11 protein-coding genes are annotated in these 15,918 nt (G+C 69.8%); 6 read left to right on the top strand and 5 right to left on the bottom strand.

Annotated elements, in window-relative coordinates:
* Window positions 1–2: 2 nt before the first annotated feature.
* Window positions 3–821: a carbon-nitrogen family hydrolase gene (locus tag ABT147_RS15005; protein WP_351405805.1), complete on the top strand. Its 819-nt coding sequence runs from the start codon at window positions 3–5 to the stop codon at window positions 819–821.
* Between the two features lie 64 nt (window positions 822–885).
* Here ABT147_RS15005 and ABT147_RS15010 read toward each other — a convergent pair whose 3' ends face one another.
* The gene (locus ABT147_RS15010; protein ID WP_351405807.1) at window positions 886–1,380 is read right to left on the bottom strand and encodes an LURP-one-related/scramblase family protein; all 495 of its coding nucleotides are present in this window, start codon (window positions 1,378–1,380) and stop codon (window positions 886–888) included.
* A gap of 176 nt (window positions 1,381–1,556) precedes the next feature.
* Here ABT147_RS15010 and ABT147_RS15015 point away from each other — a divergent pair, with 176 nt between their 5' ends.
* Window positions 1,557–3,395 (top strand): thioredoxin-like domain-containing protein, encoded by a 1,839-nt coding sequence (locus tag ABT147_RS15015; RefSeq protein WP_351405809.1) that lies wholly within the window; start codon window positions 1,557–1,559, stop codon window positions 3,393–3,395.
* A gap of 42 nt (window positions 3,396–3,437) precedes the next feature.
* On the opposite strand, the gene ABT147_RS15020 is transcribed toward ABT147_RS15015, so the two are convergent.
* The 3 genes from ABT147_RS15020 to ABT147_RS15030 form a co-directional block, all read right to left on the bottom strand.
* Window positions 3,438–3,674: a DUF6458 family protein gene (locus ABT147_RS15020; RefSeq protein ID WP_351405811.1), complete on the bottom strand. Its 237-nt coding sequence runs from the start codon at window positions 3,672–3,674 to the stop codon at window positions 3,438–3,440.
* Between the two features lie 120 nt (window positions 3,675–3,794).
* Complete coding sequence (locus ABT147_RS15025) at window positions 3,795–5,093, bottom strand: M18 family aminopeptidase (RefSeq protein ID WP_351405813.1); 1,299 nt, start codon at window positions 5,091–5,093, stop codon at window positions 3,795–3,797.
* Window positions 5,094–5,302: 209 nt separating this feature from the next.
* Complete coding sequence (locus tag ABT147_RS15030) at window positions 5,303–7,129, bottom strand: acyl-CoA dehydrogenase (protein ID WP_351405815.1); 1,827 nt, start codon at window positions 7,127–7,129, stop codon at window positions 5,303–5,305.
* Between the two features lie 151 nt (window positions 7,130–7,280).
* Between ABT147_RS15030 and ABT147_RS15035 the strand changes: the two genes are divergently transcribed.
* From ABT147_RS15035 to ABT147_RS15045, 3 genes are all read left to right on the top strand, one after another.
* Window positions 7,281–7,775 (top strand): SseB family protein, encoded by a 495-nt coding sequence (locus ABT147_RS15035; protein WP_351405817.1) that lies wholly within the window; start codon window positions 7,281–7,283, stop codon window positions 7,773–7,775.
* A gap of 332 nt (window positions 7,776–8,107) precedes the next feature.
* Entirely contained in the window at window positions 8,108–9,079 is a 972-nt protein-coding gene (locus ABT147_RS15040) for a pirin family protein (protein WP_351405819.1), read from the top strand.
* Between the two features lie 527 nt (window positions 9,080–9,606).
* On the top strand, window positions 9,607–11,049 hold the full coding sequence (locus ABT147_RS15045) for a protein O-mannosyl-transferase family (protein ID WP_351406017.1): 1,443 nt from the start codon (window positions 9,607–9,609) through the stop codon (window positions 11,047–11,049).
* Window positions 11,050–11,119: 70 nt separating this feature from the next.
* Here ABT147_RS15045 and ABT147_RS15050 read toward each other — a convergent pair whose 3' ends face one another.
* The gene (locus tag ABT147_RS15050) at window positions 11,120–13,747 is read right to left on the bottom strand and encodes a SpoIIE family protein phosphatase (protein WP_351405821.1); all 2,628 of its coding nucleotides are present in this window, start codon (window positions 13,745–13,747) and stop codon (window positions 11,120–11,122) included.
* Window positions 13,748–14,082: 335 nt separating this feature from the next.
* On the opposite strand from ABT147_RS15050, the gene aspS reads away from it, so the two are divergent.
* Window positions 14,083–15,846 carry an aspartate--tRNA ligase gene (gene aspS, locus ABT147_RS15055; RefSeq protein WP_351405823.1) on the top strand — a complete coding sequence of 588 codons (1,764 nt, stop codon included), beginning with the start codon at window positions 14,083–14,085 and terminating at the stop codon, window positions 15,844–15,846.
* Window positions 15,847–15,918: the final 72 nt, after the last annotated feature.

The raw sequence follows: 15,918 nt of genomic DNA on the forward strand, positions 1-15,918 counted from the left end.
GTGTGCGCGCCTCGCTCATCCAGATCGGTGTAGATGAGGATGAATCGGTCGATTCGCGCAGGCGGCGCGTGGCGTCGCTGGTGAGGGAGCAGGCCGGCGCCGATCTCGTCGTCCTCCCGGAGCTCTGGACCACCGGCGCTTTCGCGTTCGAATCCTTCGCCACGGCGGCCGAGCCGCTGGAGGGGCCGACGTACGAGGCGATGGCCAAGGCGGCGAGCGACGCGGGTGTCTGGCTGCACGCGGGCTCGATTCCCGAGCGCACTGATTCCGGCAGTAGCTCCACCGCGGGTGACGGATCTCTTTACAACACCTCCCTCGTCTTCTCACCGTCCGGCGACCTCGCCGCCGCCTACCGCAAGATCCACCGCTTCGGTTTCGACAAGGGCGAGGCGGTGCTGATGAGCGCGGGCTCGGAGCTGGTGACGCTCCCCCTGGCCGGGACGACCGCAGGCATCGCCACCTGCTACGACCTCCGCTTCCCCGAGCTCTTCCGGGGGCTCGTCGACGCGGGCGCCGAGATGTTCGTGCTCTCGGCGGGCTGGCCGGAGCGCCGCCGCTCCCACTGGACGCTGCTGGCGCAGGCCCGGGCCGTGGAGAACCAGGCCTACGTCCTCGCCTGTGGAACGGCCGGTACGCACGCGGGAGTTCCACAGGCCGGTCACTCGATCGTGGTCGACCCCTGGGGCGAGGTGCTGGCGGAGGCGGGCCCCGACGAGGAGGTCCTCACGGTGGAGTTCGATCCGGGCAAGGTTTCGACCACGCGTGAGCAGTTCCCGGCGCTGAAGGACCGGCTGCTGGGACTGGAGACACCGCGCCGCTGATCTCCGGCCCGGTCCGGCCCGGCCCGGTGTCGCCGCCGTCAGTCGTCCTCGTCGGTCGTCCTCGTCAGTCGTCCTCCTTCTCCTTCTCCGCCAGGTTGATCACGCACACCGTGACGGCGATGAGCAGGGCCGGATCCGCGTCGTCGCGGACGACGTCCAGGCCGTAGGTCTCGCGGACCCGCAGCCATCGGCGGGAGATGTGTGCCAGGAGTTGGCCGTCGTACTCGATGACGAACTCGCGGTCGAGGATCTTGCCGCTGACGTCGAGCTCGGTGCCGTCCGCGAGGGAGACGCGGTAGTGGTTGCGCAGGAGGGACAGGCGTTTGCGGCGGACGGTGGCCAGGGTCCGGCCGTCCCGCTCGACGACCATGGTGTCGCGCAGGGCGAACATCTTCTGCCGGATGTCGATCAGTACCTGTCCCCGGGTGTCCTTCAGCTCGAAGGTGTCCCGCAGCCGCATGGCCTTGCCGTCGACGAGGAAGGCCTTGGAGCCGTGCTCGTCCTCGATCCAGTAGTCGTCACCGATGCCGAGAAGCCGGTCGCGCACGAGGAATCTCATACCTTCAGGCGTTCCCCGGGACCCGCTCCGAAACGTCGAACGTAGGCCGAAGGGCGCAGCCCGGGCGCCCGGCACGGCAACGCCGGAGAAGGATCCCGCGAGAGTTGTCCACAGGCTGTGCGCGAGGTTGTCCACAGGCTTGCGAGCGGGGTGGCGACAAGTGGCACCCTTGATCCATGAGCGATTCCACGACCGAGCACCCGGCACCCCGCCGTGTCCGTGTCCGCGCGCCCGAGCTGATCGGGAAGGGCGGCTGGCTGAACACGGGTGGGCAGCAGTACACCCTCGCTGACCTGCGGGGGAAGATAGTGGTGCTGGATTTCTGGACGTTCTGCTGCATCAACTGCCTGCATGTCCTGGACGAGCTGCGGGAGCTGGAGGAGAAGCACCGGGACACGGTGGTGGTCATCGGGGTGCACTCGCCGAAGTTCGCGCACGAGGCGGAGCACGGGGCGGTGGTGGACGCCGTCGAGCGGTACGGGGTGGCGCACCCGGTGCTCGACGACCCGGAGCTCGCCACCTGGAAGCAGTACGCGGTACGGGCCTGGCCGACCCTGGTGGTGATCGACCCGGAGGGGTATGTGGTCGCCCAGCACGCGGGCGAGGGGCATGCGCACGCCATCGAGCGGTTGGTCGCCGAGCTGGAGACCGAGCACGCGGGCAAGGGCACGCTGCGGCGCGGCGACGGGCCGTATGTGGCGCCGGAGCCCGAGCCGACGGCGCTGCGCTTCCCCGGCAAGGCCCTGCTCCTGCCGGACGGCGACATCCTCGTCAGCGACACCACCCGGCACCGGCTGGTCCGGCTGGCGGCGGACGGCGAGACCGTCGTACGGATCTACGGCTCCGGTGAGCGCGGGTTCGTGGACGGCGGCGCGGAGCACGCCCGCTTCAGCGAGCCGCAGGGGCTGGCGCTGCTGGACGGCGGTGCCGTGGTCGTCGCCGACACCGTGAACCACGCCCTGCGTCGGCTCGACCCGGCCACCGGGAATGTCACCACCCTCGCGGGCACCGGCCGCCAGTGGTGGCAGGGCTCGCCGACCTCCGGGCCCGCCTGGGAGATCGACCTGTCCTCACCGTGGGACGTGGCGGTGTTCGGCGGCAAGGTGTGGATCGCGATGGCGGGGGTCCACCAGTTGTGGACGTACGACCCGGCCGACTGCACGGTCGCCGTGGCCGCCGGCACGACCAACGAGGGGCTGGTGGACGGGCCGGGCGACGAGGCCTGGTTCGCGCAGCCTTCGGGGCTCGCGGCCACCGCCGACCGGCTCTGGCTCGCCGACTCCGAGACGTCCGCGCTGCGCTGGGTGGACCTCGACGGGGCGGTCCACACGGCGGTCGGGACGGGGCTCTTCGACTTCGGGCACCGGGACGGCGCCGCCGGACAGGCGCTGCTCCAGCATCCGTTGGGGGTCACCGTCCTGCCCGACGGCTCGGTGGCGGTCAGCGACACCTACAACCACGCGCTGCGCCGCTACGACCCGGCGACGGGTGATGTCACCACACTGGCCACGGACCTGAGAGAGCCGAGCGACGCGGTGCTCGTGGGGGACGACATCGTGGTCGTGGAGTCGGCCCGCCACCGGCTGACCCGGCTGCGGCTGCCGGAGGAGACGGTGAAGGTCGAGGCCGTCGCCCACCGCACCCGGCGCGCGGCCACCGAAGTCGCCCCCGGCAGCCTGCGGTTGGACGTCGTCTTCCAGGCCCCGGCGGGGCAGAAGCTCGACGAGCGGTACGGCCCGTCGACCAGGCTGCTCGTCTCCGCCACCCCGCCGGAGCTGCTCCTCCGGGGCGAGGGAGCGGACACGGACCTGTCCCGCGACCTCGAACTGAACCCGTCCATATCCGAGGGCGTGCTCCATGTCTCGGCGATGGCCGCCTCCTGCGACAGCGATCCGGCCCACGCGTACCCGGCCTGCCATGTCCACCAGCAGGACTGGGGCGTGCCGGTCCGGCTCACGCAGGGCGGGACGGACCGGCTGCCGCTGGTGCTGGCGGGGATGGACGAGGGCCTCTAGGGGCGCCGGCCGCGCCGCTGGAGGCTTGTGCGGGCGTGGGTCCTAGTACCCCTGGTATCCACCCCGCTGCTGGCCGTTCTCGTCGACGACCGGAGACGTGGGGGGCACCACGACCCGCCTCCGCTTGGCGATGCTGCTGAACGTCGCGACGCCGATGAGTCCGACGATCATGAAGATGATGCCGACCAGGTCGAGGTTGACCCCCTGCATGTCCCAGTCGGTGGCGAACGTGAGGATGGCCCCCACCGCGATCAGAATGATGCACCCGCCCAGGCCCATGAGTGTTCCTCCCATTGTCCGGTTGGGTCGGCCGGTCGTTCCGGTCGTTCGGTCCTACCGGTCGACATCGGGTACCCGGACTGGCCGGTCAGTAACAGCGGTTGGGGGCCGGGCGGGGGATCAGCCCTCCAGGAAGGCCACCAGAGCGTTCGCCAGGAGGTAGGGGTCCTTCGCGCCGCACAGCTCGCGGGCGCTGTGCATCGAGAGGATGGCGACGCCGATGTCGACGGTGCGGATGCCGTGGCGGGCGGCCGTGATGGGGCCGATGGTGGTGCCGCAGGGCATGGAGTTGTTGGAGACGAACGTCTGGAACGGCACACCGGCCTTCTCACAGGCGGCGGCGAAGACGGCGCGGCCCGAACCGTCCGTGGCGTAGCGGTTGTTGACGTTGACCTTCAGGATCGGGCCGCCGTCCGCGCGGGGGTGGTGCGTCGGGTCGTGGCGCTCCGCGTAGTTGGGGTGGACGGCGTGCCCGGTGTCGGAGGAGAGACAGACCGTGCCGGCGAAGGCACGTGCCCGGTCCTCGTAGGAGCCGCCGCGGGCGAAGACCGAGCGCTCCAGCACCCCGCCGAGCAGCGGACCGTCGGCGCCGGTGTCGGACTGGGAGCCGTTCTCCTCGTGGTCGAAGGCGGCGAGGACGGGGATGTACGGGAGTTCGTCACCCGAGCCTGCGACGGAGACGAGTGCGGCCGTACCGGCGTGCACGGAGAGGAGGTTGTCCATGCGGGGACCGGCGAGCAGGTCGTTGTCGCGGCCCAGATACGCGGGCGGTTCGACGGAGTGGGTCATCAGGTCCCAGCCGGTGACCTCGCCCGAGGGGAGGCCCGCCTCCTCCTCCAGGAAGGCGATCAGATCGCCGTCGCGGACGTCGTCGCCGAGGCCCCAGACGGGCTGGAGGTGACGCTGTTTGTCGAGCTTGAGGCCGTCGGAGGTGACCGTACGGTCGAGGTGGATGGCGAGTTGGGGGACGCGCAGGAGGGGTCTGTCGACGTTGACGAGGCGGCTGGTGCCGTCGCGCAGGGAGAGCCGGCCGGCGATGCCGAGGTCGCGGTCGAGCCAGGAGTTGAGCAGCGGGCCGCCGTAGATCTCCACGGCGATCTGGCGCCAGCCGTGCGCACCGCTGTCGGGGCGGGGTTTGACCCGCAGATTGGGCGAGTCGGTGTGGGCGCCGACGATACGGAAGGGGGTGTGAGGGGTGGCGCCCTCCGGCACGTACCAGGCGATGATCGCGCCGCCGCGCAGGACGTACCTGCCGCCCAGCGATCCGTCCCACGCGTCGGTCTCCGAGACCTGGCGGAAGCCTGCCTTCTCCAGCCGTTCCGCGGCGCTCGCCACCGCGTGGTACGGGGTCGGACTGCTCGCCAGGAAGGTCATGAGGTCGTCGGTGTGGCCGCGATCGAAGCGTGGGGGTGTGCGCATGGGGTTCACCTTAACGACGTACGAGGGCCCACTCCCGGGGGTTGGGAGCGGGCCCTCGTGGAGGGTGTGTGTCGGGCCTCGGTGCCGCACGGCCGGGCAGGGGCGGTGCGGCACCGAGGGCCGATTCGGCCTGCACCGGATGCCCTTGACAGGCACCCCGTGTCAGGTCTGGACGGACGCGGCCACGGCAGCCATGGCCGCCACGGCTGTCAGAACGCCGCCTCGTCCAGCTCCATCAGGTCCAGTTCGACGCCCTCGGAGATCTTGCGGGCGAGGGTGACGCCGGGGAGGACGTTGGCCGCGAAGAACTTCGCCGCCGCGATCTTGCCGGTGTAGAAGGGCTTGTCCTTCGCGGAAGCCGTCTCCAGCTTCTCGGCGGCGACCACCGCGCCCTTGAGGAGCAGGTAGCCGACGACCACGTCACCGGAGGCGAGCAGCAGGCGGGTGGTGTTGAGGCCCACCTTGTAGATGTTCTTGACGTCCTGCTCGGTGGCGGCGAGGTCGGTGAGGAGGAGGCCGACCAGGGACTCCAGCTCGACGGCGGCCTTGGCGAGGTGCTCACGGGCACCGGCCAGCTGCTCGCCGCCCTCACCGAGCGCCAGGAACTTCTTGATCTCCTCGGCGAGGGAGTTCAGCGCGGCGCCCTGGTTGCGGACGATCTTCCGGAAGAAGAAGTCCTGGCCCTGGATCGCGGTGGTGCCCTCGTACAGGGTGTCGATCTTGGCGTCGCGGATGTACTGCTCGATCGGGTACTCCTGCAGGAAGCCGGAGCCGCCGAAGGTCTGCAGGGACTGGGCGAGCTGCTCGTAGCCCTTCTCGGAGCCGTAGCCCTTGACGATGGGCAGGAGCAGGTCGTTCAGGGCCTCCAGGGCGGAGGCGTCCTGGCCCGCCGCCTCCTTGACCTGGATCTCGTCCTGGATGGAGGCCGTGTAGAGGACCAGCGCGCGCATGCCCTCCGCGTACGCCTTCTGCGTCATCAGCGAGCGGCGGACGTCGGGGTGGTGCGTGATGGTGACCTTGGGCGCGGTCTTGTCCATGAAGTTCGCCAGGTCGGTGCCCTGGACGCGCTCCTTGGCGTACTCCAGCGCGTTCAGGTAGCCCGTCGACAGCGTGGAGATCGCCTTCGTGCCGACCATCATCCGGGCGAACTCGATGATGCGGAACATCTGGCGGATGCCGTCGTGCTTGTCGCCGATCAGCCAGCCCTTGGCCGGGTGCCGGTCGCCGAAGGTCATCTCGCAGGTGTTGGAGGCCTTGAGGCCCATCTTGTGCTCGACGTTCGTGGCGTAGACGCCGTTGCGGTCGCCCAGCTCGCCGGTCTCGAAGTCGAAGAGGTACTTCGGGACGAGGAAGAGAGACAGGCCCTTGGTGCCGGGGCCGTGGCCCTCGGGGCGGGCGAGGACGTAGTGAAGGATGTTCTCCTCCATGTCGTGCTCACCGGAGGTGATGAACCGCTTCACGCCCTCGATGTGCCAGGAGCCGTCCTCCTGCTGGATCGCCTTGGTGCGCCCGGCGCCGACGTCGGAGCCCGCGTCGGGCTCGGTGAGGACCATCGTGGAGCCCCACTGCTTCTCCACGGCGACCTTGGCGATGTGCTTCTGGACCTCGTTGCCCTCCTCGAAGAGGATGCCGGCGAACGCGGGGCCCGAGGAGTACATCCAGACGGCCGGGTTGGCGCCCAGGATCAGCTCGGCGAAGCCCCAGATCAGGGAGCGGGGCGAGGTGGTGCCGCCGATCTCCTCGGGCAGGCCCAGCCGCCAGTACTCGGAGTCCATGAAGGCCTTGTAGCTCTTCTTGAAGGAGGCCGGTACCGGCGCGGTGTTCGTCTCCGGGTCGAAGACCGGCGGGTTGCGGTCGGCGTCCGTGAAGGACTCCGCCAGCTCGTTCTCCGAGAGCCGGGCCAGCTCCTCCAGGATGGTCTTCGCGGTGTCCGTGTCCATCTCCGTGAACGGACCGGTGCCGTACACCTTGTCGCGCCCGAGCACCTCGAAGAGGTTGAACTCGATGTCGCGGAGATTCGACTTGTAGTGCCCCATGGCGACGGCTCCGTAAGAGAGGGATCGGCGAGGCACTGGATCCTCGCGCTGGTTCACGTACCAACAAGTAGCTTGTATGTCGATGATGCTACCCATCAGTAATAAGAAGCAACCCCGAGCGGTCCATCTGTGACTCGTTACGCTTTGCCGCATGTACGGCTACGACCAGAGCGCCGGCCCTCAGCAGCAGTACGCCCCGCCGCCGCAGCAGCAGATGCCCGGGCAGATGCCCGGCGGCCAGATGGGGGGCGGTTACGGGCAGCAGGCACCGCTGTACCCGGAGCCGTCCCCGCCCTCCCTCGCGGACGCGGTGCGGGCTTTCACCACCGGGCAGATGGCCGCGGAGGACTTCCAGCAGGTCTTCGCGACGTCCAAGGTGTACTGCCCGCGCGGCGACAACCCCGGGTTCCTGGCGCTGCACAACACGCAGCAGCCGGTGATCCCGATGTTCACCTCGCTCAAGGAGCTCCGCCGGTACGCCGGCAAGGAGTCCAAGTACTTCGTGATCACCGGTGCGGAGGTGATCGATCTGCTGCCGACCGGGTACGGCTTCGTCCTCGACATGGAGGGGGAGCATCGGATGGTGTTCGACGCGAAGGCGGTGGAGCAGATGGTGGAGTTCGCCATGCGGCGGATGTACGGGTAGCTCCGCTGGTTGGGCCGGGTTCGGGTCCGGGGCCGGGTGGGTGGGTCGCGGTTCGTTGCGGGGTGCGGGTGGTCTGTGGTTGCTCGCGCAGTTCCCCGCGCCCCTTGGGTGGGCTGAGGCTGGGCCATGTGGGTTTGCTGAACCGTTTCTTCCGGTCCTTCGAGCCCCCTACTGTTCGCCGGTGACCGGGATGGTCGCGTCGCCGCTGGTCCTCTGTGACCGGCGGCGTTCTGCTGTCCGGGCCGTGAGGGAATGAGATGCGGGCTGTGCGCTGTTAGGCCTGGCAGAAAGTTCAACAATCAACTAAACTGAGCGCACAAGGAGGTACCGACATGCCCGCAGTGACCGTCGAGAACCCGCTGACCCTGCCCCGTGTCGCCGCACCGACCGACGCGGTGGCCCGTCCGGTGCTCACCGTGACGACCGCGCCCAGTGGTTTCGAGGGCGAGGGATTCCCGGTCCGCCGTGCGTTCGCAGGGATCAACTACCGCCACCTCGACCCGTTCATCATGATGGACCAGATGGGTGAGGTGGACTACGCGCCGGGAGAGCCGAAGGGCACCCCCTGGCACCCCCACCGCGGCTTCGAGACCGTCACCTACATCATCGACGGGATCTTCGACCACCAGGACAGCCATGGTGGCGGCGGGACCATCACCAACGGCGACACCCAGTGGATGACGGCCGGCTCGGGCCTGCTGCACATCGAGGCGCCGCCGGAGTCGCTCGTCATGTCCGGTGGCCTCTTCCACGGCATCCAGCTGTGGGTGAACCTCCCGGCCCGGGACAAGATGATGGCCCCGAAGTACCAGGACATCCGCGGCGGCCAGGTCCAGCTGCTCACCACCCCCGACGGCGGCGCGCTGCTGCGCGTCATCGCCGGTGAGCTGGACGGTCACGAGGGGCCGGGCGTCACCCACACCCCGATCACCCTGCTCCACGCGACCGTCGCGCCGGGCGCGGAGATCACCCTGCCGTGGCGCGAGGACTTCAACGCCCTCGCGTACGTCCTCGGCGGGCGCGGCACCGTCGGTGTGGACCGGCGTCCGATCCACCTCGGCCAGACGGCCGTCTTCGGCGCGGGTTCCTCGATCACCTTCCGTGCGGACGAGCAGCAGGACTCCAACGCGCCCGACCTGGAGATCGTGCTCCTCGGCGGACAGCCGATCCGTGAGCCCATGGCCCACTACGGCCCGTTCGTCATGAACACCCGCGACGAGCTGCAGCAGGCGTTCGAGGACTTCCAGAAGGGGCGGCTGGGGACGATCCCGGCGGTTCACGGGATGACCGCCGAGGGTTTGTAGACCTGGGTTTGCAGGCCCGCGCGGTCCGTCCGGCCGCGAAAATTTCAGGAAAGCCCCGCCCCTTGTGGGCGGGGCTTTTTTGTCTGGGCTTTTCCCTGTTCGGCGGGAGCCATCAAAGGCGGTAAATGCGGCGTACCTTCTTCAATCGGGCTGCGGGGAGTTCTTCGGGTTCACTGGGTTTCGGGTGATGATGCCCACCCGTGAGACGGCTGGATAAGTTTTGTTCCCGCCGCGTAAATTCGGGCTTGTCCACTCGGTCGGCCGACTTCCGAAACGGGTGGCTCTCAGGGGGAATCGGCACTCGCATCCCGCGCTGGCCTGCGGCCAGGGCGTGGTTCGGCGTGCCCGCGGTAGCGGGAAACGGGGAGACGACTCATGCGCAGGGTGCCTGATACCAGGGTATTTCACCGCCCGTCCGGTAATTCTCCGATCGCTTGAGTACGAATACACCGCTCCTGCCGAGATTTCGTCCGGCCGTGGTGCGGCGGCTTCTTCCGGTCCGGTCGATTCCGGTGGTGTGGATTCCGATTGTGTGGACTCTCGCCCTCGGTCTGTGGGGGCTGTCCCGGCAGAACACCGTGTGGCGGGACGAGGCCGCGACCTGGCAGGTGGCGCGGCGTTCGACCGCCGAGATCTGGCACATGCTGGGGCAGGTCGATGTCGTGCACGGGTTTTATTACCTGCTGATGCACGGTCTTTTCTCCTGCTTCGGAGCCGGTACGACGACCCTGCGGCTGCCCTCGGTGCTGGCCATGGTGGTGGCCGCCGCCTGTGTGACGGTCATCGGGCGTCGGCTGGCCGGGATCTGGGCGGGCCTCGGGGGCGGACTGGTGTTCGGCTTGCTGCCGGCCGTGCAGTTCCAGCTCCAGGAGGGCCGCCCGTACGCGCTGATCGCGGCGGGTGCGGGGGTCTCGACGCTGCTGCTGGTGACCGTGCTTCAGCGAGAGCAGGAGCAGGAGCAGGAGCAGGAACGGGAGCGGGAACGGGGTGGCCGAAGGGCGCACAGGGGCGCGTACTGGGTCGCGTACGGGGGCGCGATCCTGGTGTGCGGGCTGCTGAACTGGCTGTCCCTGCTGATCCTGCCCGCGCATGCGGTGACCCTGCTGTGGACGCGGGCGTCGCGGGTGACGTGGGCGCGCTGGGCGGGGGCCTCGGTGGTCGCGACGGCGGGTGTGCTGCCGTTGATCCTGTTCAGCCGGCGGCAGTCCGGCCAGGTGTCCTGGATACCGCCGCTGACCTGGCACATGCTGATCGGCCCGGCGATTCTGCTGGCGATCGGCGTTCTCGGAGCCCTGCTGAACCGGCCGCGGGTGGGGCGACTGTCGGTGGCGGCGGTCGGACTGCCGCTGCTGGCGGTGCCGCAGCTCGGCCTGCTCGGCCTGTCCCTGATCCAGCCGATGTTCCTGGAACGCTATGTCCTGTTCAGCATGCTGGGGCTGGCGCTGCTGATCGGGGCGGTACTGGGTGCGGCGGTCCAGGCCGTCCGGCCGAGGTTCCCGAGGGCCTCGTCGTGGATCGTGCCGGGGGTGGTCGCCGTCGTGGTGGTGGCGCTGTTGCCGCATTCGCTGGCCAAACGGTCCCCCGCCAGCCGGATCGACGACGTCCTGGCGACCGCCGTCGACGTGCGACGTCTGAAACAGCCCGGCGACGCGGTGCTCTTCGCGCCGTCGGCCCGGCGCGACACCGCGCTCGTCTCCCCCGACGCCTTCGCGGGGTTACGGGACATCGCGCTCGCGCACAGCCCCGCGCGGTCCGGGACGCTGAAGGGGGTCGAGGCCGATCCCGCCCGGATACGGGCCGCGATGCTGGCGGAGCGGCGGATCCTCCTGGTCACCGACGCGCCCGGCGCGGCCCGGCCGCCGACGGGGGCTCGGGACAAGGTGAAGGCCGAGGTGCTGAAGCGGTACTTCACCGTGGTGGCGGACGAGCGGACCCATGGGCGCCGCCTGATCGTGTACGAGCGGCTCTGAGGATGCGGCCGGCCTCGACCCGCGGCAGCGGAGCCGTTCGCCGCGCCCCTCGCGGGGCGCGGTCGGATCCCTAACCCGCCGGCCTTCCGTTCGAGCCGTCCGACGACGCCGTCTCGTACAGCTCGAACCAGATGCTCTTGCCGTCGCCGCGGGGGTCCACGCCCCAGGCGTCCGCGAGCATGTCCATGAGGACGAGGCCGCGGCCGGAGGAGGCGAGTTCACCGGGGTGGCGCTTGTGGGGGAGGGCGTCGCCGGCGTCGGTGACCTCGATACGCATCCGGCGTTCGCCGCTGTCGCCGGTCATCTCGGCGACGAGGAGCGCGTCGGCGTCCGTGTGGACCAGGACGTTGGTGAGCATCTCGGAGACGAGGAGGACGGCGGAGTCGACCTGGTCGCCGCAGTTCCAGTCGTGGAGCAGCTCGCGCACCTGCTGCCGGGCCCCGGCGATGCGTTCCGGCTCCGCCTGGGCGACGGTCAGGGCGGTGCGGCGTACTGGCGGTCGTACGGCGGTGGTGTCGCCGCGGCCGTATCCCTCGCTCTCCCGGCACAGCAGCAGCATCGCTATGTCGTCCTCCCGCCGGTCGGCGAGCGGGCCGGGGGTGTGGTGGGAGGAGGGGCCGTGCACCCCTTGGACGAGCGCGTCGGCCAGCGCCTCCAGCCGGCCAGGCGCGAGGCCACCGGGTTCCGGAGGGTTCGGCGCCAGGCCACCGGGTTCCGGGGGGTACGGCGCCAGGCCACCGGGTTCCGGTCGGCTGGGAGCAAGGTCGCCGGGTGTCGGGTGGCTCGGGGCGAGGTCGCCGGGTGCCGCGTGGCTCGGCGCGAGGTCGCCGGGCTCCGGGCCTTCCGCCGCGAGCGCACCCGTTTCCGAGCGACCGCTGACCAGGCGACCCGTTCCCAGGCGACTCGTTTCAACGCGGCCCAGCTCGGAGCCGCCCGCTTCCTGCCTGCTCGTCTCCTGCCCGTCCGCTTCCTGCCCACCCGGCCTCAGCCCACCGTCAACCGGCCCGCCCGTAACCAGCGCGTCCGTAACCAGCGCATCAGCAATCAGCGCGCCAGCGACCAACCCACCCCCACGCAGCCTCTCCCCGTGGTTCACCTCTCCGGTGCTCAGCCGCTCCTCCCCCGGTCCCCCGGAGGGTCTCGCGTCGAAGGACTCCAGGATCGTGCGGATGCGGCGCCAGCCCGTGTCGAGGTCGTGGCCTCCCGTTTCGATGAGGCCGTCGGTGCACAGGAGCATCGTCTCGCCGGGTTCCAGGACGAGGCGGGTGGTGGGGTAGTCGGCGTCGGGGTCGATGCCGAGGGGGAGGCCGCCCGGGGTCGGGCGGACCAGGACCGTGCCGTCGGCCATGCGGATCACCGGGTCGGGGTGCCCGGCACGGGCGATGTCGAGGACGCCGGACACCGGGTCGACCTCGACGTAGAGGCAGGTCGCGAAGCGCAGGTCGGAGTACGCGTCGGCGGAGGAGTTCGTGATGCCGTGCAGGAAACGGGAGGCACGGGAGAGGACGGCGTCCGGGGGGTGCCCCTCGGAGGCGTAGGCGCGCAGGGCGATGCGGAGCTGGCCCATGAGGCCGGCGGCGCGCACGTCGTGGCCCTGGACGTCGCCGATGACCAGGGCGAACCGGCCGCTCGGCAGGGTGATCATGTCGTACCAGTCGCCGCCGACCTGGAGTCCGCCCCCGGTGGGGACGTAGCGGGCGGCGACGCTCATGCCGGGTATCTCCGGGCCCAGCGTGGGGAGCATCGTGCGCTGGAGGCCGTCGGTCAGTTCGCGTTCGGTCTCGGCGGCGCCGGCGCGGGAGAGGGCCTGGGCGAGCATGCGGGCGACGGTGGTCAGCACCGAGCGCTCGTCGGGGGTGAACGTGACGGGGTGGGTGAAGCCCGCCATCCACGCCCCCATCGTGCGGCCGGCGACGGTCAGCGGCAGGAAGGCCCAGGACTGGCGGTTGAACTGTTCCGCGAGCGGCCAGGCCGTGGGGTAGCGGGCCTTGTAGTCCTCGGGGGAGGAGAGGTAGACGGCACGGCCGGTGCGGACCACCTCGGCGGCCGGGTAGTCCGTCTCCAGCGGCATATGGGTGAAGGGGCCTTCGTCGCCCTGGCTGTGCCCGTGGTGTCCGATGACGGTGAGCCGGTCGGCCTCCACACCGAAGACCGCGAGCCCGTCCGGTGAGAAGCCGGGCATCGCCAGGCCCGCCGCGACCCGCAGCACCTCCGCCGTGGACCGCGCCTCGGCCAGCGCACGGCCCGCGTCCAGCAGGAACGCCTCGCGCGAGCGCCGCCAGTCGCCGGTGACGGCCGGGGCGCGGGCGGCGGTCTCCGGCGAGGGCTCGGTGACCTCCTGGATGGTGCCGATCAGCTCGAAGGACTTCGTCAGGGGGTCGAAGGTCGGCTTGGAGCGGCTGCGGACCGTGCGGAGCACCCGGCCCCGGTCGTCCATGACCCGGATCCGGACCTCGGCGAGGGTGTCCTCGACGACGGCGAGCTGCACGACCGAGACGATCTCGTTCCAGTCGACGGGGTGCAGACGTGCCCGCGCCCCGGCCTGGGTGAGCGTCGTCGGCTCCGCGGGCAGCCCCATGAGCCGGGCGGCTTCGGCATCCAGCGTGACGGTTCCGGCAGCGCTGTCCCAGGTCCACAGTCCCGTCGCGAGGGCGGACAGGACGTCCCCCACAGTGGGCGGGGGCTCACCAGTGCGCATTGACCCACTCTAAGAACAGCTGATCGGACCGTGCCACCGAAGCTGTACCGGGCACCGAGCGGGACCGGAAGCATGACAAGTAACCACGACCGGCGGCGACGGAGGTGACGGCAATCGACGCTAGCGACAGTAACCGCTTACGGTCCTGCCCATGGCTATGACCGTGCGTATCCGGTCAGCGTCGTGACGGTCGCGTCGTGGGGGCCTGCCGCCCGGCGGCAAATGGTGGGGAGGTGATCTCGGGGTGCCCGGTACGCTTGGGGTTGTTTCACGTGAAACACCGGCCGTGAGACACGCACTCAGATTCCCGATCAGCGAAGGCTGGATGAACGACGATGCATCGGTACAGGTCCCACACCTGCGGCGAGCTCCGCGCCTCTGACGTCGGCACCGACGTCCGGCTGAGCGGCTGGCTGCACAATCGGCGCGACCTGGGCGGCATCCTCTTCATCGATCTCCGCGATCACTACGGCATCACGCAGCTGGTGGCCCGTCCGGGAACCCCGGCGTACGAGGCGCTGGACAAGATCTCCAAGGAGTCGACCGTCCGCGTCGACGGCAAGGTCGTCTCGCGCGGCGCCGAGAACATCAACCCGGACCTGCCCTCCGGCGAGATCGAGGTCGAGGTCGGCGAGGTCGAGCTGCTCGGCGCGGCCGCCCCGCTCCCCTTCACCATCAACGCCGAGGACGGGGTCAACGAGGAGCGGCGCCTTGAGTACCGCTTCCTGGACCTGCGCCGCGAGCGTATGCACCGCAACATCATGCTGCGTACGGCCGTGATCAGCGCCATCCGTCACAAGATGACGGCGCTGGGCTTCAACGAGATGGCGACCCCGATCCTGTCGGCGACCTCCCCCGAGGGCGCCCGCGACTTCGTCGTCCCCTCGCGCCTCAACCCGGGCAAGTTCTACGCCCTCCCCCAGGCGCCGCAGCAGTTCAAGCAGCTGCTGATGATCTCGGGCTTCGACCGGTACTTCCAGATCGCGCCCTGCTTCCGTGACGAGGACGCGCGCGCGGACCGTTCGCCGGGCGAGTTCTACCAGCTCGACGTGGAGATGTCCTTCGTCGAGCAGGAGGACGTGTTCCAGCCCATCGAGAAGCTCATGACCGAGCTGTTCGAGGAGTTCGGCAACGGCCGGCACGTCACCTCGCCCTTCCCGCGCATCCCGTTCCGCGAGGCGATGCTCAAGTACGGCTCCGACAAGCCGGACCTGCGGGCCCAGCTGGAGCTGGTGGACATCACCGACGTCTTCGAGGGCTCGGAGTTCAAGGCGTTCGCCGGCAAGCATGTGCGCGCGCTCGCTGTGCCGGATGTCTCGGCCCAGCCCCGCAAGTTCTTCGACCAGCTCGGCGAGTACGCGATCGAGCAGGGCGCGAAGGGCCTGGCCTGGGTGCGCGTCGCCGAGGACGGTTCGCTGTCCGGCCCGATCGCCAAGTTCCTCACCGAGGAGAACGTCGCCGAGCTGACCAAGCGGCTCTCCCTGGCCGCCGGTCACGCCGTCTTCTTCGGCGCGGGCGAGTTCGAGGAAGTCTCGAAGATCATGGGCGCGGTGCGGGTCGAGGCCGCCAAGCGTGCCGGGCACTTCGAGGAGGGCGTCTTCCGGTTCTGCTGGATCGTCGACTTCCCGATGTACGAGAAGGACGAGGACACCGGCAAGATCGACTTCTCGCACAACCCCTTCTCCATGCCGCAGGGCGGTCTTGAGGCCCTGGAGACCCAGGACCCGCTGGACATCCTCGGCTGGCAGTACGACATCGTCTGCAACGGCGTCGAGCTGTCCTCCGGCGCGATCCGGAACCACGAGCCCGAGATCATGCTCAAGGCCTTCGAGATCGCGGGCTACGAGCGGGACACCGTCGAGGAGCAGTTCGCGGGCATGCTGCGCGCGTTCCGCTTCGGCGCCCCGCCGCACGGCGGCATCGCCCCCGGTGTCGACCGCATCGTCATGCTCCTCGCCGACGAGCCCAACATCCGCGAGACCATCGCCTTCCCGCTCAACGGCAACGCCCAGGACCTGATGATGGGCGCGCCGACGGAGCTGGAGGAGGCGCGGCTGCGCGAGCTGCACCTGTCGGTGCGGAAGCCGCAGCCGAAGTAGGCAAGTAAGTAAGGCAAGCCTTTCTTGGCTTGTCGGTGAAAAGGGTCCGGAAGTCGTCCGTCGATTTCCGGA

Origin of the sequence: Streptomyces sp. NPDC001868, from assembly GCF_040297125.1 — a bacterium.
In the GTDB taxonomy this organism is placed as follows: domain Bacteria; phylum Actinomycetota; class Actinomycetes; order Streptomycetales; family Streptomycetaceae; genus Streptomyces.